The 17,947-nt window shown below is 74.5% G+C and carries 11 protein-coding genes; 5 read left to right on the top strand and 6 right to left on the bottom strand.

From position 1 onward, the window contains the following. Position 1: 1 nt before the first annotated feature. The 5 genes from LG396_RS07995 to LG396_RS07975 all read right to left on the bottom strand — a co-directional run bounded on the left by LG396_RS07995 (position 2) and on the right by LG396_RS07975 (position 7,474). The gene (locus LG396_RS07995; protein WP_037746911.1) at positions 2 to 976 is read right to left on the bottom strand and encodes an HpcH/HpaI aldolase/citrate lyase family protein; all 975 of its coding nucleotides are present in this window, start codon (positions 974 to 976) and stop codon (positions 2 to 4) included. Continuing rightward, positions 973 to 2,997 carry an ethylmalonyl-CoA mutase gene (locus tag LG396_RS07990; protein ID WP_225794194.1) on the bottom strand — a complete coding sequence of 675 codons (2,025 nt, stop codon included), beginning with the start codon at positions 2,995 to 2,997 and terminating at the stop codon, positions 973 to 975. The genes LG396_RS07995 and LG396_RS07990 overlap by 4 nt, the downstream gene beginning before the upstream one ends. Continuing rightward, positions 2,997 to 4,415: a crotonyl-CoA carboxylase/reductase gene (ccrA, locus tag LG396_RS07985; protein WP_018837079.1), complete on the bottom strand. Its 1,419-nt coding sequence runs from the start codon at positions 4,413 to 4,415 to the stop codon at positions 2,997 to 2,999. The genes LG396_RS07990 and ccrA overlap by 1 nt, the downstream gene beginning before the upstream one ends. A gap of 372 nt (positions 4,416 to 4,787) precedes the next feature. Then, a complete protein-coding gene (locus LG396_RS07980) occupies positions 4,788 to 5,564 on the bottom strand; it encodes a TetR family transcriptional regulator (RefSeq protein ID WP_018837080.1) in 777 nt (258 codons plus the stop codon). Positions 5,565 to 5,644: 80 nt separating this feature from the next. After that, positions 5,645 to 7,474: a 3-hydroxyacyl-CoA dehydrogenase family protein gene (locus tag LG396_RS07975; protein WP_225794193.1), complete on the bottom strand. Its 1,830-nt coding sequence runs from the start codon at positions 7,472 to 7,474 to the stop codon at positions 5,645 to 5,647. A gap of 432 nt (positions 7,475 to 7,906) precedes the next feature. Between LG396_RS07975 and LG396_RS07970 the strand changes: the two genes are divergently transcribed. Further along, on the top strand, positions 7,907 to 8,518 hold the full coding sequence (locus LG396_RS07970) for a HEAT repeat domain-containing protein (RefSeq protein WP_018837082.1): 612 nt from the start codon (positions 7,907 to 7,909) through the stop codon (positions 8,516 to 8,518). Positions 8,519 to 8,530: 12 nt separating this feature from the next. On the opposite strand, the gene LG396_RS07965 is transcribed toward LG396_RS07970, so the two are convergent. Next, positions 8,531 to 9,589, bottom strand: a complete 1,059-nt coding sequence (locus tag LG396_RS07965) for an Rv2578c family radical SAM protein (RefSeq protein WP_225794192.1) — start codon at positions 9,587 to 9,589, stop codon at positions 8,531 to 8,533. Between the two features lie 309 nt (positions 9,590 to 9,898). Here LG396_RS07965 and LG396_RS07960 point away from each other — a divergent pair, with 309 nt between their 5' ends. From LG396_RS07960 to LG396_RS39630, 4 genes are all read left to right on the top strand, one after another. After that, positions 9,899 to 12,394, top strand: coding sequence for an MFS transporter (locus tag LG396_RS07960; protein ID WP_225794191.1), 2,496 nt, complete (start codon positions 9,899 to 9,901; stop codon positions 12,392 to 12,394). 198 nt (positions 12,395 to 12,592) lie between these two features. Beyond that, a complete protein-coding gene (locus LG396_RS07955) occupies positions 12,593 to 13,426 on the top strand; it encodes a M55 family metallopeptidase (RefSeq protein WP_018837085.1) in 834 nt (277 codons plus the stop codon). Beyond that, positions 13,419 to 14,786: a M20/M25/M40 family metallo-hydrolase gene (locus LG396_RS07950; RefSeq protein WP_225794190.1), complete on the top strand. Its 1,368-nt coding sequence runs from the start codon at positions 13,419 to 13,421 to the stop codon at positions 14,784 to 14,786. Before LG396_RS07955 ends, LG396_RS07950 begins: the two co-directional genes overlap by 8 nt. 109 nt (positions 14,787 to 14,895) lie before the next feature. Continuing rightward, a complete protein-coding gene (locus tag LG396_RS39630) occupies positions 14,896 to 17,934 on the top strand; it encodes a prolyl oligopeptidase family serine peptidase (protein ID WP_308190073.1) in 3,039 nt (1,012 codons plus the stop codon). Positions 17,935 to 17,947 lie beyond the last annotated feature (13 nt).

The raw sequence follows: 17,947 nt of genomic DNA, 5'->3' as shown, positions 1-17,947 counted from the left end.
GTCAGCCCTCCGGCGGGGTGAAGGCGGTGGTGCGGGCCATGCCGGCGGCGCGGCCCTTGCCCGAGACCACGAGCGCCATCTTGCGGCTCGCCTCGTCGATCATCTCGTCGCCGAGCATCGCCGAGCCCTTCCTGCCGCCCTCCTCGGAGGTGAAGTACTCGTAGGCGTCGAGGATCAGCTCGGCGTGGTCGTAGTCCTCCTGGGACGGCGAGAAGACCTCGTTGGCCGCCGCCACCTGGCCCGGGTGCAGCACCCACTTGCCGTCGAAGCCGAGGGCGGCGGCGCGGCCGGCGACCTCGCGGAAGCCGTCGACGTCGCGGATCTGGAGGTACGGGCCGTCGATGGCCTGGAGGTCGTGGCTGCGGGCGGCCATGAGGATCCGCATGAGGATGTAGTGGTACGCGTCCGCCGGGTAGCCGGGCGGCTGCTCGCCGACGACCAGCGTCTTCATGTTGATCGACGCCATGAAGTCGGCGGGCCCGAAGACGATGGTCTCCAGCCGGGGCGAGGCGGCGGCGATGTCGTCGACGTTCACCAGGCCCTTCGCGTTCTCGATCTGCGCCTCGATGCCGATGCGGCCCACCTCGAAGCCCATCGTCTTCTCGATCTGGGTGAGCAGCATGTCCAGGGCGGTGATCTGCCCGGCGTCCTGGACCTTCGGCAGCATGAGGCAGTCCAGGTTCGGCCCCGCGCCCTCGACGACCGTGACGACGTCGCGGTACGTCCAGTGCGTCGTCCAGTCGTTGACCCGCACCACCCGCGTCTTGCCGCTCCAGTCGCCCTCGTTGAGGAACTTCACGATGGTGTGCCGCGCGTCCGGCTTCGCCAGCGGCGCGCAGGCGTCCTCCAGGTCCAGGAACACCTGGTCGGCCGGCAGCCCCTGCGCCTTCTCCAGGAACCGGGGGTTGGATCCCGGCACGGCGAGGCAGGACCGCCGCGGCCGCAGGCGGTCGGGTCGGCTGGGGGCGGGGCTCATGCGGGGACCTCCTGGGGGTCGAGCTTGTTCGCGAGCCTGATCTCGTCGACGATACGGCCGATGATCCGGGTGATTCCGAAGTCCTTCGGGGTGAACACCGCGGCCACCCCGGCGGCGCGCAGCGCGTCCGCGTCCGCTGCCGGGATGATGCCGCCCACGATCACCGGGACGTCGCCGGCGCCGGCGCGGCGCAGCAGGTCGAGGACGTCGGGGACCAGCCGGGCGTGCGAGCCGGAGAGGATGGACAGGCCGACGCAGTGCACGTCCTCGGCGACCGCGGCGGCGGCGATCTGGTCCGGCGTCAGCCGGATGCCCTGGTAGACGACCTCGAAGCCGGCGTCCCGGGCGCGCACCGCGATCTGCTCGGCGCCGTTGCTGTGCCCGTCGAGGCCCGGCTTGCCGACGAGCAGCCGCAGCCGGCCGGTGTCCAGCTCCGCGGCGGTGCGGGCGGCCCTGGCCCGTACGGCGGTGAGCGCGGCCTCGCCGCCGGTGTCCGCCGCCGGGACGGCGACCGGCGCGCCGCCGACGCCCGTGGGGGCGCGGAACTCGCCGAAGACGTCGCGCAGCGCCCAGGCCCACTCGCCGGTGGTGACGCCGGCGCGGGCGCACTCCAGCGACGGGGGCATGAGGTTGGCCGTACCCGCCGCGGCGGCCTTCAGCGCCGTCAGCGCCCGCTGCGCGCGCGGCTCGTCCCGGGACAGCCGCCACTCGTGCATCGCGCCGACGACGCGCGCCTCCACGTCCGCGTCGACCGTCATGACCGCGGTGTCCAGGTCCGCGGTGAGCGGGCTGGGCTCCGTCTCGGTATGGCAGTTGACCCCGACGATCTTCTCCTCGCCCGACTCGATCCGGGCCCGCCGCTCCGCGTGCGAGGCCACGAGCCGGGCCTTGAGGTAGCCGGACTCCACCGCCGCGACGGCGCCGCCGAGCTCCTCGATGTGCGCCATCTCGGCGGTCGCCCCCTCGACCAGCCCGGCCACCCGCGCCTCCACCACGCGGCTGCCGTCGAAGAGGTCGGGGTACTCCAGCAGGTCGCTCTCGTGCGCCAGCACCTGCTGGATGCGCAGGCTCCACTGCTGGTCCCACGGGCGCGGCAGGCCCAGCGCCTCGTTCCAGGCGGGCAGCTGCACGGCGCGGGCGCGGGCGTCCTTCGACAGCGTCACCGCCAGCATCTCCAGCACGATGCGCTGCACGTTGTTCTCCGGCTGCGCCTCGGTCAGGCCGAGGGAGTTGACCTGCACGCCGTAGCGGAAGCGGCGCTGCCGGGGGTCCTCGATGCCGTAGCGCTCGCGGGTGAGGGTGTCCCAGATGCGGGTGAACGCCCGCATCTTGCACATCTCCTCGACGAACCGGACGCCGGCGTTGACGAAGAAGGAGACCCGGCCGACGACGTCGCCCATCTTCTCCGCCGGCACCTGGCCGGAGTCGCGGACCGCGTCCAGGACGGCGGTCGCGGTGGCCATCGCGTACGCGATCTCCTGCACCGGCGTCGCGCCCGCCTCCTGCAGGTGGTAGCTGCAGATGTTGATGGGGTTCCACTTCGGCATCTTCCCGACGGTGTACGCGATGGTGTCGGTGGTCAGCCGCAGCGAGGGCCCGGGCGGGAAGACGTACGTGCCGCGGGAGAGGTACTCCTTGACGATGTCGTTCTGCGTGGTGCCGGCGAGCTTCGCGACGCCGGCCTCGTCCAGGCCCTGCTCCTCGGCGACCACCTGGTAGAGCGCCAGCAGCCACATCGCGGTGGCGTTGATGGTCATGGACGTGTTGGTCCGGTCCAGCGGGATGCCGGCGAAGAGGCGGCGCATGTCGCCCAGGTGCGAGACGGGCACGCCGACGCGGCCGACCTCGCCGCGCGCGAGCACGTGGTCGGGGTCGTAGCCGGTCTGGGTGGGCAGGTCGAAGGCGACCGACAGGCCGGTCTGGCCCTTGGCGAGGTTGCGCCGGTACAGCTCGTTCGACGCCTCGGCGGTGGAGTGGCCCGCGTAGGTCCGCATCAGCCAGGGCCGGTCCTTGGCCGGCATCACGCGTTCCCGGCGTGCTCGACGGCCCGCCGCCGGGCGCGCCGGCGGCCGGGGTGGCCGGGCGGCTGCGGGCCGGGCGGGGGGTCGCTGCGGAAGAGCTGGATCGCGTCGATGTGCTCGGCGCGCTTCTCCTCGTCGCGGACGCCCAGGCCCTCGGCGGGGGCCAGGCACAGCACACCGACCTTGCCCTGGTGCAGGTTGCGGTGGACGTCGTACGCCGCCTGGCCGGTCTCGGCCAGCGGGTAGGTCTTCGACAGGGTGGGGTGGATCCGGCCCTTGTCGATCAGCCGGTTGGCCTCCCACGCCTCGCGGTAGTTGGCGAAGTGCGAGCCGATGATGCGCTTCAGCGACATCCACAGGTAGCGGTTGTCGTACTCGTGCACGAAGCCGGAGGTGGAGGCGCACGTGACGATGGTGCCGCCGCGGCGGGTGACGTAGACGGAGGCGCCGAAGGTCTCCCGGCCGGGGTGCTCGAAGACGATGTCGACGTCCTCGCCGCCGGTCAGCTCGCGGATGCGCGCGCCGAAGCGCTTCCACTCGCGCGGGTCCTGCTCGTGCTCGTCGCGCCAGAAGCGGTAGTCCTCGCCGCGGCGGTCGATGATCGCCTCGGCGCCCATCCGGCGGCAGATCTCGGCCTTCTCGGGGCTGGAGACCACGCAGATGGGTGTGGCGCCGCCGGCGAGCGCGAACTGCGTCGCGTACGAGCCGAGTCCGCCGCTCGCGCCCCAGATGAGCACGTTGTCGCCCTGCTTCATGGCGGCGCCGTTGCGGGAGACGAGCTGGCGGTACGCGGTGGAGTTGACCAGCCCGGGTGCGGCGGCCTCCTCCCAGGACAGGTGGCCGGGCTTCGGCATCAGCTGGTTGGACTTCACCAGGGCGATCTCCGCCAGGCCGCCGAAGTTGGTCTCGAAGCCCCAGATGCGCTGCTCGGGGTCGAGCATCGTGTCGTCGTGGCCGTCGGCGCTCTCCAGCTCCACCGACAGGCAGTGCGCCACCACCTCGTCGCCCGGCCGCCAGGCGACGACGCCGGGTCCGGTGCGCAGCACGACGCCGGCGAGGTCGGAGCCGATCACGTGGTACGGCAGGTCGTGGCGTTTGGCGAGCGGGGAGAGGCGGCCGTAGCGCTCCAGGAAGGCGAAGGTGGACAGCGGCTCGAAGATCGAGGTCCACACCGAGTTGTAGTTCACGGAGCTGGCCATGACGGCCACCAGGGCCTCGCCGGGGCCGAGTTCCGGCACCGGCACCTCGTCCAGGTGCAGCGACCTGCGCGGGTCCTTCTGCCGGGTGGTGAGCCCTTCGAACATGTCCGCCTCGTCCTTGTGCACCGTCACGGCCCGGTAGGACTCGGGCAGGGGCAGGGAGGCGAAGTCGGCGGCGGTGCTGTCGGTTGCCTGGATCGCGGCGAGTATCTCGTTCATGGTGCTGCCTCCGGCGAAGCGTGTCGGGGAACGCTTGAGGGACGTCGGGGGTGAGAGCCGTGCGGCGTGCGTGCGGCGGTTCGGCTCCGGCGGTGCGGCCGGTGTGCGCGCTACGGGCGCGGTGGCGCCCGGCGCCTGTGACGGGGCGCCTGCCGGGTGCGCGAGCCGGGGGCTTGCGGGGACAGCCGGAGCGCGCTCGGGGGCGTGCGCCGGTCACCCGGGTATCCCGTACCGTATGGCACGCTGTGCCAGCTCGCAAGGCACTCGGTGTCAAAAACTTCTCTCAAATGTCGGGGCGGACGCACGGATGAGCATGCGAAGGCTCCCCGGCCGGAGGCGGCCGGGGAGCCCGTGGCGGGATGGAACAGCAGGTCAGCCCTTGTTCAGCGCCTTCTCGATGGTGCGCATGACCTCGCTCAGCGGCGCGTCCGTACGGGCCACCGCGACCAGCACGTCCGAGCCCTCGCCACCGCCCGAGACGACCGCCGGCGCGCCCGCCGCGCCGCCCCGGCCCTGCGGCTGGCCGACGCCGGTGAACCGGGCCCGTACCACCGCGAAGGCCCGGTCGAGCTGCCCCTCCACGTCGCCCTCCGCGCCCGCGCGCAGCCAGCGGCGCAGCACGTGGTTGTGTGCGGTGACCACGGCCGAGGCGGCGACCTCGGCGAGCAGCGGGCCGTCGTCGCCGTCCTGGTGGGCGCCCTCGTCGAAGTGGCCCAGCAGATAGCGGGTGAAGAGCCGCTCGTAGCGGGAGACCGAGGCGATCTCGCGCTCGCGCAGCGTCGGCACCTCCCGGGTCAGCCGGTAGCGCTCGACGGAGACGGCGGGCTGGGCCGCGTACATCCGCATGACCTCGCGGATGCCGCGGCAGATGGTGTCCAGCGGGTACTCGTGCGGCGGCGCGGCGTCCAGGACGGCCTTCACCCGCTCCAGCGTGTCGTCGTGGTCCGGGAAGATCGCCTCCTCTTTGGAGCGGAAGTGCCGGAAGAAGGTGCGGCGCGCGACGCCCGCCGCGGCGGCGATCTCGTCCACCGTCGTCGCCTCGTAGCCCTTGGTCGCGAACAGCTCCATCGCGGCCGCCGCGATGTCGCGGCGCATCTTCAGGCGCTGGGTGCTGGAGTTGGCACGGCTGGGCTTCGCAGGCTGGGACATGTAAGGAACGTACTCCATGCGTGGCCCCCGGATCGCCGCCTACTGGAGGGTCGGTCGAGCCGCGGACGGGCGGGCGGTTCTCAGCGCGCGGCGGTCGCGTACTCGCGGAAGCCGCGGCCCGTCTTGCGGCCGAGGCAGCCGGCGGCGACCAGGTGCTCCAGCAGCGGCGCGGGCGCGAGGCCGGGGTCGCGGAACTCGCGGTGCAGGACCCGCTCGATGGCCAGCGAGACGTCCAGCCCGACGACGTCCAGCAGCTCGAAGGGGCCCATGGGGTAGCCGCCGCCGAGCTTCATCGCGGCGTCGATGTCGTCCGGCGAGGCGTAGTGCTCCTGGACCATCTTCACCGCGTTGTTCAGATAGGGGAACAGCAGCGCGTTGACGATGAAGCCGGCCCGGTCGCCGCAGTCCACGGCGTGCTTGCCCAGCCGGCCGCAGACCTCGCGGACCGTGGCGTGCGCGTCGTCCGCCGTACGGACCGTGCGCACCACCTCGACGAGCTTCATCACCTGCGCCGGGTTGAAGAAGTGCATGCCGACCACGTCCTCGGGGCGGGAGGTGGCGGTGGCGCAGGCGATGACGGGCAGCGAGGACGTGGTGGTGGCCAGCACGGCGCCGGGCCGCGCGACCGCGTCCAGGGCGGCGAACAACTGCCGCTTGACCGCGAGGTCCTCGGCGACGGCCTCCACGACCAGGCCGGCGCCGCCGAGCGCGTCCAGCGCGCCGGCGGCGGAGATCCTGGCCAGCGCGGCGTCGCGGTCCGCGGCACCGAGCCGGCCCCTGGCGACGGAGCGGTCCAGCGACGCGGCGATACGGGCCTTGGCCGCCGCCGCCTTCGCCGTGCCGCGGGCGGCGAGCGTGACCGCGTACCCCGCCCTGGCGCAGACCTCCGCGATGCCACTGGCCATCGTGCCGGAACCGGCCACGCCGATCTCCCCGACCGGCCGCGGCGGCACGCCGCGCGGGGCGGCGGCGGGCGCGGCGTCCGGCACGGCGGTGCCGCTGCCGGGGGCCTCGTACGCGTAGAAGCCGCGGCCCGCCTTGCGGCCGGTCAGGCCCGCGGCCGCCAGCTGGCCGAGGACGGGCGCCGGCGCGTGCAGCCGGTCCTGCGAGGCGGCGTACATGGCCTCCAGCACCGTGCGCGCGGTGTCGATGCCGATCAGGTCGAGCAGCTCCAGCGGGCCCATCGGCAGGCCGCAGCCGAGCTTCATCGCCGCGTCGATGTCCTCGCGGGTGGCGTACCGCGACTCGTACATCGCCGCGGCCTGGTTGAGGTAGCCGAAGAGCAGCCCGTCGGCGATGAACCCGGGCCGGTCGCCCACCGCGACGGGCTCCTTGCCCAGCTCCCGCACCAGCGCGGTGACCTGCGCGACCGCCGCCGGCTCGGTGAGCACGGAGGAGACCACCTCCACCAGCCGCATCGCCTGGACCGGGGTGAAGAAGTGCAGGCCGAGGACGCGCTCCGGGCGGGCGGAGGACGCGGCGAGGCGGGTGACGGACAGGGCGTTGGTGCCGGTCGCGAGCACCGCGCCCGGGCGCACGATCCCGTCCAGCTCCGCGATGACCCGCTCCTTCAGCTCGTACGACTCCGGCACGACCTCGATGACCAGGTCCGCGTCTGCGGCGGCGCGCAGGTCGGGGAACGTACGCAGCCGGGCCAGCACCCCGGCGCGGGCGCCCTCGGTGAGCCGGCCGCGGGCGACGGCACGGTCCGTGGCGCGCTCCAGCGCGGCGGCGCAGGCGCGGGCGGCGGCGTCGCTGACGTCGATGCCGACGACCTCGCGGCCGGCGCGGGCCAGCACCTCGCACAGGCCGGTGCCCATGGTGCCGAGGCCGACGACGGCGACGGTGGGGAAGGGAACCGAGGGGGGCGCGGGAACCCCGGGGGAGAGTGGGACAGGGCTGCGGTCCATCGCGGGACTCCAGTCGTGACGCGGGAGATGAGGGCCGGGGCCGCGGCGCGCGGCGGCCGGGCCGGGGCACGGGGGCCCACGGCGGGGAACCGCGCGGGGCGGCGGGGCGCGCGGCGGCGGGAGTCGCGGCCGGCCCTGTCCCGGGGCCGGGCGTTCCGCCACGGGCACCGGAGCGCCCGTCGCGCGTGCTGTCAGTTGCCGAACCGACTTCAGCTCTCGGCGGCTGCGTCACCAGACCGCCCGAGCAGGGGTGCTGCTCGTCCTCCGAGCTTAACTCGTCGGTAACCATGGGCGCCAGGGGGCGAATCAGGGAATGTACAGGGAATGTACCCAGCAGCAGGGCACACCTGGAGTGAACCCCGATCGACGACCCCGTCACCGACCGGTGGCGGGATACGTACCCTGAGTGCCGGCGAGGCAGGGGGCCGAGGCATGGACCAGGAGTATCTGGCGCTCACCGAACGGATCCGCGGCAGGCTGGAGGACCCGCCCGCGCGGGCGCGGTTCGAGCACATGACCGCGCTCGCGCGGCAGCGCACGACCACCGCCCACGAGGAGCTGGCGCGCGTGCTGGAACTGCCGGGCGAGCCGCTGTGGGCCCGGGAGCTGGCGGCCTTCGCGCTGGGCACGGCGGGGGACCGGCGGGCGTTCGAGACGCTGGTGCTGCTGCTCAACTACCGCGATCCGGTACGGGCGGAGAGCGCCGCGTGCGCACTCGCCCGGCTCGGCGACCCGCGCACGGCGCGGGCCGCGGCGGCCCTGGCGACGAACCCGCTGCGCACCGCGTACGCGCTGCACGCCATCCGGCTGCTGGTGCGGCTCCGCGCACCGGAGTCGGCGCCGGCGCTGATCAGCACGCTGCAGCGGCTGGTGCGCGAGCCGCAGCACCACTGGCCGATCGCCACCGCGTGCGTCGAGGGGCTGGGCGAGCTGGGCGACCAGCGGGCGATCCCGGCGCTCTCCGAGGCGCTCGGCTTCCCGCAGCTGTGGCGGGCGGCCACGGCGGCGATCACCCGCATCGGCCCCCGCACCCCGTCGCCATGAGGCGCCACGGCGTCACAGGAGCGTCAACTGCGTGTTCCCCGGGCCCTCCGGCGGCGCCGCGGGACCTTCCTCGGGCTCGACGCGGCGCGCGATGCCGGGGGCCGACGGGCCTATGCCCAGCTCCGTCGCGTACTCGTGCACCTGGCGGGTGATCTGGCGCTGGTACCACTTCGGCGCGTACGACCCGCCCGCGTACATCGTGCGGTACCGGCGGACCAGATGCGGGTGGTGGCGCTCCAGCCAGGCCATGAACCACTCCCGCGCGCCCGGCCGCAGATGGAGCACCAGCGGCGTCACCGACGTGGCGCCCGCCTCCGCCACCGCCCGCACCGTGGCGCGCAGTTGCCCGGGTGAGTCGCTGAGGAACGGGATCACCGGAGCCATCAGCACCCCGCAGCCGATGCCGTGCTCCGCGAGCGTGCGCACCACGTCGAGCCGGCGCTGCGGCGCGGGCGTGCCCGGCTCGACCGTGCGCCACAGCTCCTCGTCCAGGAAGCCCACCGAGACCGCCACCCCGACCTGCGTGACCTCGGCCGACTGCTTGAGCAGCGGCAGGTCGCGGAGGATCAGCGTGCCCTTGGTGAGGATCGAGTACGGGTTGGCGAAGTCCCGCAGCGCCGCCAGGATGCCGGGCATCAGGCGGTACCGCCCCTCGGCCCGCTGGTAGCAGTCGACGTTCGTGCCCATGGCGATGTGCTCCCCGCGCCACCGGCGGCTCGCCAGCTCGCGCCGCAGCAGCTCCGGGGCGTTGACCTTCACCACGATCTGCGAGTCGAAGCCGCGGCCGGTGTCGAGGTCCAGATAGCCGTGCGTCTTGCGCGCGAAGCAGTAGACGCAGGCGTGGCTGCACCCCCGGTACGGGTTCACGGTCCAGTCGAAGGCCATCCGGGACGCTCCCGGCACCCTGTTGACGATCGAGCGCGCCCGCACCTCGTGGAACGTGATCCCGCGGAACTCCGGGGTGTCGAACGTGCGGGTGACGACGGCGGCCGTGCCGAAGAGGGCCGGTGGTGCGGCCCCCGTGCCCGCGCCGCCGTCGGCGGCCTCGTCGGTCAGATTCTCCCAGCGCATCGGCACCTCCCGTTGATCTGCCGCCGAGAATAGAACACACGTTCCCTTCCCGTCGAGTCCCCTATCGGGTGACCCCGGTCAACGCCGCGCCGTACGGGCCGCCGCGCGGCTCGCCGGTTCGGGTGGATTCCTCCCGCGCGCCCGTACGCCCGCCTGCTCGGCGGGGGCGACGCGAAAGCCGCTGATGAGCGCCCGATCGACGCCCCGGGCAACAGAGTTGGCGCCCTCCCGCACCGCCCCGCGGGGGAGTGAATCGCGTTTGCCCCGGGATCTTGGGCGGTGCGAAGAATGGTCCGGCGCAGGCGGACGATGGGGAGCTGGCACGTGGGGACGACCCTGGTGAACGACGAGCCGGTCACCGTGCCCGCGGCCGGCCCGGCGGCGGGACCGGCGAAGCCGGCGCGACGGCCGGGACGTACCGGGAAGGGCGGACCGCCGTCCGGGCGCGGCGCGGCGGGCGGCACCGGCGACGGCGGGGAGCTGAGCCCGCGGCGCGTCCGGCTGGTGTTCCCGGCGCTGATGCTCGCGCTGCTCCTAGCCGCGCTGGAGCAGATGATCGTCGCCACCGCGCTGCCGAAGATCGTCGGTGAACTGCACGGCCTGGACCGGATGTCCTGGGCGATCACCGCCTATCTGCTCACGTCCACCATCAGCCTGCCGATCTATGGCAAGCTCGGCGACCTCTTCGGCCGCAAGGGCGTCTTCCAGTTCTCCATCGTGGTGTTCGTCATCGGCTCCGCGCTCGCCGGGGCCGCGGGCAGCATGGACCAGCTGATCGCCTTCCGCGCCATCCAGGGGCTGGGCGCGGGCGGCCTCATGATCGGCGTGCAGGCGATCATCGCGGACATCGTCCCGTCCCGCGAACGCGGCCGGTACATGGGGCTGATCGGTGCGGCCTTCGGGCTCGCGTCGGTCGCGGGACCGCTGCTCGGCGGGTTCTTCACCGACGAGCTGTCGTGGCGCTGGTGCTTCTACTTCAACGTGCCCTTCGGGCTGCTCACCCTGCTGGTGACCGGCGTGGTGCTGAAGCTGCCCAAGCCGGCCGCCCGGCCCCGGCTCGACGTCCTCGGCGGGCTGTTCCTCGCCGCCGCCTCCACCTGCCTGGTGCTGCTGACGAGTTGGGGCGGCCTGGAGTACGCCTGGACCTCCGACGTCATCCTGGGCCTCGGCGCGGGCGCCGTCGGCGCCGTCGTCCTGCTGCTCGTCATCGAGCACTTCGCCGTCGAACCCGTCATGCCCCTGCGCCTCTTCCGCGACAGCATCTTCAACGTCACCTCCCTGGTCGGGGTGGTGACGGGGGTGGCGATGTTCGGTGCGGCCAGCTACCTGCCGACCTTCCTGCAGATGGTCGACGGCGCCAGCGCCACCGAGTCCGGACTGCTGATGCTGCCGATGATGATCGGCACCGTCGTCGCCTCCATCGCCTCCGGCCAGCTCATCACCCGCACCGGCCGCTACCGCCCCTACCCGGTGGTCGGCTGCGCCGTCGCCGCGGTCGGCATGTGGCTGCTCTCCCGCCTGGACGAGAACACCTCGCAGCTCTCGTACAGCATCTGGATGGGCGTCCTCGGCGTCGGCCTCGGCCTCGTCCTGCCCGTCCTCGTCCTCGCCGTGCAGAACGCGGTACGCCCCGCCGACCTGGGCGTCGCGACCAGCGCGCACAACTACTTCCGGCAGATCGGCGGCTCGGTCGGCACCGCCGTCTTCGGCACCGTCTTCTTCGACCGCCTCGCCGACGAACTGGCCGGCACCCTGCCCCCGCCGCCCCCCGGCGCCACGCTGCCGGAGGCCGAGTCGATCACCCCCGAGGCCGTCCACGCGCTCGACGCCGAGCTGCGCGACGGTTACATCCGCGCCTACGCCGAGGCCATGCCGGGCATCTTCCTGTACCTGGTGCCCGTGCTCGTTCTCGGTGTGGTGTTCGCGTTCTTGCTGAAGGAGAGACCACTGGTGTCCCAGAACCTCCCGGGGCCTGGCCCCGCCACGGACGAGTACCCGGCGGTCGACACCACCGTGCCCACGGCCCGCGCCGCCGCCCCGGCGGGTGCCGGCGTGCCGGTCTGCGGCAGCGTGCAGCACCAGGACGGCACCACCGTGCCGCGCGCTGCGCTCACGCTCATCGACGGCGCCGGCCGCCAGGTCGGCCGCGACGCCAGCCGCGACGACGGCCGGTACGTGCTGCCCACGCCGGGCGCCGGCTCGTACGTCCTGGTGGCCGCGGCCGGCGGGCACCAGCCGCAGGCGGTGACGGTCACCGTGGGGGACCGGCCGGTGGAGCTGGACCTCGTGCTCGGCGGCGCGGGACGCATCTGCGGGACCGTCGCGGCGGCCGACGGCACGCCGCTGGGCAACGTCGTCGTCACGCTCACCGACGCGCGCGGGGAGGTCGTCGCCTCCGCGCGCAGCAGCCACGACGGCTCGTACGCCATCGGGGAGCTGGTCGCGGGCGAGTACACCCTCGCGGCCACCGCGCCGGGCTTCCGGCCCGCGGCGCTGCCGGTCTCGGTGCAGGCGGCGCGGGAGACCCGGCAGGACGTCGAGCTGGCGGGCGGCGCGGTGCTGCGCGGCACGGTGCGGGCGTACGGCGGCAGGCCGGTGGAGGACGCCCGGGTCACCCTGCTGGACGCCGCCGGCAATGTCGTGGACACCGGCACCACGGGCCCGGACGGCGCGTTCCGCTTCGTCGACCTGTCGGCGGGCGAGTACACCGTCATCGCGGCGGGGTACCCGCCGGTGGCCACGGTGCTGCGGGTGGAGGGCGGCGGCCGCACGGAGCGGGACCTCCAACTCGGGCACGGCGACTAGGCACCGGGCGGACACCGGGGCGGACGCCGGGGTTCCGGGCAGGTCGCCGCGGTCGTGCTTGCTCCGGCTGGCGCAGAGGCGGGGATGCCGTTGAAATGGCTGGTCGCGGGGCGTTCCGGGGGAGTTGGTGAGGTCTAGACCTCTGTACGTATCCACAGGGGTTTCACCGCTTCGTCCGACCGCGTACCGTGGCTCGGCATGAAGGTCTTGATCAGCGCAGACATGGAGGGGGCCACCGGCGTCACGTGGCCCGCCGACGTGCTTCCCGGCGGCCCGCAGTGGGAGCGCTGCCGGCCGATGTTCACATCCGACGTCAACGCGGCCATCGAGGGCTTCTTCGCCGGCGGCGCCGACGAGGTGCTGGTCAACGAGGCGCATTGGACGATGCGCAATCTGCTGCTGGAGCGGCTCGACGACCGCGCCGAGATGCTCACCGGACGGCACAAGTCGCTGTCCATGGTCGAGGGCGTCCAGCACGGCGACGTCGACGGCATCGCCTTCGTGGGCTACCACACGGGTGCGGGCGCCGAGGGCGTCCTCGCGCACACCTACCTCGCCAACTCCATCACGGGCGTCTGGCTCAACGGCGTGCGGGCCAGCGAGGGCCTGCTGAACGCGCACGTGGTCGCCGAGTTCGGGGTCCCGGTGGTCCTCGTCACGGGCGACGACAAGACCGTCGAGGACGCCAAGGGGTACGCGCCCGCGGCCCCCGGCGTCGCCGTCAAGGACTACGTCTCGCGGTACGCGGCGGTGTGCCGCACCCCGGCCCGTACGGCGGCGGACATCCGCGCGGCGGCCACCGAGGCCGCGGCGCTCGCCGTGCGCACGGAACCGGTGCGCGGCGGGCCGTTCACGGTGGAGCTGGAGTTCGACGCAGAGCACCTGGCCGGCGCGGCCACGGTGGTGCCGGGCGTGGCGCCGGCCGGTGAGCGGCGCGTGGCGTATACGACGGAGACCATGTACGAGGGCATCCGCTGCTTCAAGGCGGTCACCACGCTCGTCTCGGCCGCCGTGGAGGAGCAGTATGGCTGACGCGACCGCACCCGGCCCGGCCGTGCAGGGCCCGGGCCCGGACGACGCCGCGCTGGACGAGGTGGTGCGCTTCACCTCCGACCTGATCCGCATCGACACCACCAACCACGGCGGCGGCGACGGCGTCGAGCGCCAGGCCGCGGAGTACGTCGCGGAGCGGCTCGCCGGCGCCGGCATCGAGCCCGCCCTGCTGGAGAAGGCCCCCGACCGGACGAACGTCGTGGCCCGCATCGAGGGCACCGACCCCGCCGCGCCCGCCCTGCTCGTCCACGGCCACCTCGACGTGGTGCCCGCCGAGCCCGCCGACTGGAGCGTCCACCCGTTCTCCGGCGAGGTGCGCGACGGCGTCGTCTGGGGCCGCGGCGCCATCGACATGAAGAACATGGACGCGATGGTCCTCGCGGTCGTACGGGCCTGGGCGCGCGCCGGCGTCCGCCCCCGCCGCGACATCGTGCTCGCCTTCACCGCCGACGAGGAGGCCAGCGCCGAGTACGGCTCCGGCTACCTCGCCGAGGAGCACGCCCCGCTCTTCGACGGCTGCACCGAGGGCATCAGCGAGTCCGGCGCCTTCACCTTCCACGCCGGCGACGGCCTGCGCCTCTACCCGGTCGCCGCCGGCGAGCGCGGCACGGCCTGGCTGCGGCTGACCGCCCGCGGCCGCGCCGGACACGGCTCGAAGGTCAACTCCGACAACGCGGTCTCCCGCCTCGCCGCCGCCGTCGGCCGTATCGGCGAGCACCGCTGGCCGGTGCGGCTCACGCCCACCGTCCGCGCCGCGCTCGTCGGGACGGCCGCCGCGTACGGCGTCGAGGTCGCCCCCGAGGAGCTGGACGACCCCGGCTTCGACGTGGACGCGCTGCTCGGCAAGCTCGGCCCGGCCGCCGCCCTCGTCGCCCCCACCGTGCGCAACAGCTCCAACCCCACGGTCCTCGAAGCGGGCTACAAGGTGAACGTCATCCCCGGCAGCGCCACCGCCCAGGTCGACGGCCGGATGGTGGCCGGCGGCGAGGAGGAGTTCGCCCGTACGCTCGACGAGCTGACCGGCCCGTACGTCGACTGGGAGTTCAGCCACCGCGAGGTGCCGCTCACCGCCCCCGTCGACGCCCCCGTCTACGCCGCGATGCGCGCCTCCCTGGAGCGCTTCGACCCCGGCGCGCGCGTCGTGCCGTACTGCATGTCCGGCGGCACCGACGCCAAGCAGTTCTCCCGCCTCGGCATCACCGGCTACGGCTTCTCGCCGCTCAAGCTCCCCGCCGGCTTCGACTACCAGGAGTTGTTCCACGGCGTGGACGAGCGGGTGCCGGTCGAGGCGCTGCACTTCGGCGTGCGGGTGCTGGACGACTTCCTCAGATCGGCCTGACGGCACCACACCGCCCCCGATCAGCGCGTGGGACGCACGCAACGACCAGCGAGCGCGCCGCCGAGTCCGCCGGCGCCTCGACCACCAGCGGAAAGAGACGACGCCGCCCGTGACCACCGCCCCGTACGGCACCTGGCCCTCCCCCCTGACCGCCGCCCTCGCCGCCACCCACGACGGCCGCCCGGAGTACCTGGACGCCGTCGGCGACGAGGTGTGGTGGACCGCTCCCCGCCCGCGCGAGGGCGGACGCCGGGCGCTGGTGCGGCTGCGCCCGGACGGCACCGAGGAGTCGGTGCTGCCCCCGCCGTGGAACGTGCGCAACAGGGTCATCGAGTACGGCGGCCGGCCCTGGGCCGGCGTGCCGCGGCCCGACGGCGGCCCGCTGATCGTCTTCACCCACTTCGCCGACCAGCGGCTGTACGCATACGAGCCGGACGCCGGCGGCGAGCCCCGCCCGCTCACGCCGGTCTCCGCCGTCGGCGGCGGGCTGCGCTGGTGCGACGCTGTCGTGCTGCCGGAGCGGGGCGAGGTGTGGTGCGTGCTGGAGGAGTTCACCGGCCCGTCGCCCACCGACGTGCGCCGCGTGCTGGCCGCCGTGCCGCTGGACGGCTCGGCGGCGGCCGACCGCGCCGCCGTGCGCGAGCTGACCGACGACCGGCACCGCTTCGTCACGGGCCCCCGCCTCTCCCCGGACGGCCGGCAGGCCGCCTGGATCGCCTGGGACCACCCGCGGATGCCCTGGGACGGCACGGAGCTGCGCGTCGCCGACGTCACCGGCGACGGCCGGCTGGCCGGGGTCACGACGGTGCTCGGCGCCCAGACGGGCCCCGAGGCCGAGTCCGTCGCGCAGGCCGAGTGGCTGCCGGACGGCACGCTGGTGGCCGCCACCGACCGCAGCGGCTGGTGGAACCTGCACCGGGTCGACCCCGCCACCGCCGTGGCCGGCGAACTCTGCCCGCTGCCGGAGGAGTTCGCCGACGCGCTGTGGAAGGTCGGGCTGCGCTGGTTCGCCGTCCTCGGCAACGGCCTGGTCGCCACCCTGCACGGCACCGGCGGCACCCGCCTCGGCGTCCTCGACCCCGCCACCGGCGAGCTGGCCGACGTGCCGGGCCCCTGGTCGAACTGGGCGGGGGCCCTCGCCGTCACCGGCGAGCGGGTCTTCGGCCTGGCCGCGAGCCCCGTCACCGGGTACGAGGTCGTCGAGCTGGACACCGCCACCGGCTACGCCCGCGTCGCCGGCAACGCCCACCGCGACGCCGTCGACCCGGCCTACCTGCCGCGCCCGGAGTCCCGCACCTTCGCGGGCCCGGACGGCCGCGAGGTGCACGCCCACGTCTACCCGCCGCGGCACCCGGAGTCCACCGGCCCCGCGGGCGAACTGCCGCCGTACGTGATCTGGGCGCACGGCGGCCCCACCGGGCACGTACCGCTCGTGCTCGACCTGGAGATCGCCTACTTCACCTCGCGCGGCATCGGCGTCGCCGAGGTCAACTACGGCGGCTCCACCGGCTACGGCCGCGCCTACCGGGAGCGGCTGCGCGAGCAGTGGGGCGTCGTGGACGTCGAGGACTGCGCCGCCGTCGCCCGCGCGCTGGCCGCCGAGGGCACCGCGGACCCGGCCCGGCTGGCGATCCGCGGCGGCAGCGCGGGCGGCTGGACGACCGCCGCGTCCCTCACCTCGCCGCTGGCCGAAGGGCTGTACGCGTGCGGCACGATCATCTATCCCATCCTCGACCTCGCCGGCTGGGCCACCGACGAGACCCACGACTTCGAGTCCCGCTATCTGGAGTCGCTGGTCGGCCCGCTCGCCGAGGTGCCCGAGCGGTACCGCGAGCGCTCCCCGGTCCACCACGCCGACCGGATCGCCGCGCCGTTCCTGCTGCTCCAGGGCCTGGACGACGTGATCTGCCCGCCGGTGCAGTGCGAGCGGTTCCTGGCGGCGCTCGCGGGCCGGGGCGTGCCGCACGCGTACGTCACCTTCGAGGGCGAGGGCCACGGCTTCCGGCGCGCCGACACCCTGACCCGGGCGCTGGAGGCCGAGCTGTCGCTGTACGCGCAGACGTTCGGCTTCGCGGCGCCGGACGTGCCGGCCGTGGACCTGGGCGCGCCCGTGCCCCCGGCCGCCGCGCCCCCGCGCGCCGCCGCCCCGGGCCCGTCGTCCGCCCCGGGCACGGCCTCCGCGCCGGGCACCGGGTCCGCCAGCGGGTCCGCCACCGGGTCCGCCACTGCGCTCGTCCGCCCCCGCCGCCTGCGCCCCGGCGACCGCGTCGCGGTCGTCGCGCCCAGCGGCGGGTTCCCGCGCAAGAAGCTGGACGCCGGCGTCGAGGTGCTGCGCGGCTGGGGTCTGGACGTCGTCGTCCACCCCACCGCGTACGGCAAGCACGGCGTGCTGTCCTACCTGGCCGCCGACGACGCCGCCCGCGCCCGCGACTTCGAGCGCGCCTGGTGCGACCCCGAGGTCGCGGCCGTCTTCTCCGGCAGCGGGGGCTACGGCGCGCAGCGCATGGTCGACCACGTCGACTGGGCCGCCCTGCGTGCCGCGGGACCCAAGCTCTACGCCGGCTTCAGTGACGCCACCGCCCTGCACGAGGCCGTTGCCACCCACCTCGGCGTGGCCACGCTGTACGGGCCGATGCCCGCCTGGAGCCCGTTCGTCGAGGACGACGCCACCCGCGACCACCTGCGCCGCACCCTCTTCGAGCCCGCCGCGGTGCAGCGCCTGACCAACCCCGGCGCCCGCGCCCTCGTCCCCGGCCGGGCCCGCGGCGTCACCCTCGGCGGCTGCGTCAGCCTGCTGGCCGCCGGCGTCGGCACCCCCGGCGCCCACGCCGGCGCGGCCGGCGGCATCCTGCTCATCGAGGACGTCGAGGAGGAGGACTACCGCCTCGACCGCATCCTCACCCAGCTCCGCCGCAGCGGCTGGCTGACCGGCGTCGCCGGCGTCGCCTGCGGCACCTGGGCGGACTGCGGCCCGTACGAGGACGTGCGCGCGGTCCTCGCCGACCGGCTCGGCGACTTGGGCGTGCCGGTGCTGGAGGGCCTGGACTTCGGCCACGGCGTCCCCGCCCTCACCGTCCCCCTCGGCGTGCCCGCCGTGCTCGACGCGGACGCCGGCACCCTCACCCTCGACACCCCGGGGCTCGCATGAGGCGCCCCGCCCG

The organism is Streptomyces aculeolatus, assembly GCF_020400605.1.
Taxonomy (GTDB): domain Bacteria; phylum Actinomycetota; class Actinomycetes; order Streptomycetales; family Streptomycetaceae; genus Streptomyces; species Streptomyces aculeolatus.
This window is presented reverse-complemented; position numbering and strand designations above follow the sequence as displayed.

Bases quoted from the DNA above. Each gene is read 5' to 3' on its own strand.
- LG396_RS07995 (WP_037746911.1), bottom strand. From the start codon at position 976: ATGAGCCCCGCCCCCAGCCGACCCGACCGCCTGCGGCCGCGGCGGTCC.
- LG396_RS07990 (WP_225794194.1), bottom strand. From the start codon at position 2,997: ATGCCGGCCAAGGACCGGCCCTGGCTGATGCGGACCTACGCGGGCCAC.
- ccrA (WP_018837079.1), bottom strand. From the start codon at position 4,415: ATGAACGAGATACTCGCCGCGATCCAGGCAACCGACAGCACCGCCGCC.
- LG396_RS07980 (WP_018837080.1), bottom strand. From the start codon at position 5,564: ATGTCCCAGCCTGCGAAGCCCAGCCGTGCCAACTCCAGCACCCAGCGC.
- LG396_RS07975 (WP_225794193.1), bottom strand. From the start codon at position 7,474: ATGGACCGCAGCCCTGTCCCACTCTCCCCCGGGGTTCCCGCGCCCCCC.
- LG396_RS07970 (WP_018837082.1), top strand. From the start codon at position 7,907: ATGGACCAGGAGTATCTGGCGCTCACCGAACGGATCCGCGGCAGGCTG.
- LG396_RS07965 (WP_225794192.1), bottom strand. From the start codon at position 9,589: ATGCGCTGGGAGAATCTGACCGACGAGGCCGCCGACGGCGGCGCGGGC.
- LG396_RS07960 (WP_225794191.1), top strand. From the start codon at position 9,899: ATGGGGAGCTGGCACGTGGGGACGACCCTGGTGAACGACGAGCCGGTC.
- LG396_RS07955 (WP_018837085.1), top strand. From the start codon at position 12,593: ATGAAGGTCTTGATCAGCGCAGACATGGAGGGGGCCACCGGCGTCACG.
- LG396_RS07950 (WP_225794190.1), top strand. From the start codon at position 13,419: ATGGCTGACGCGACCGCACCCGGCCCGGCCGTGCAGGGCCCGGGCCCG.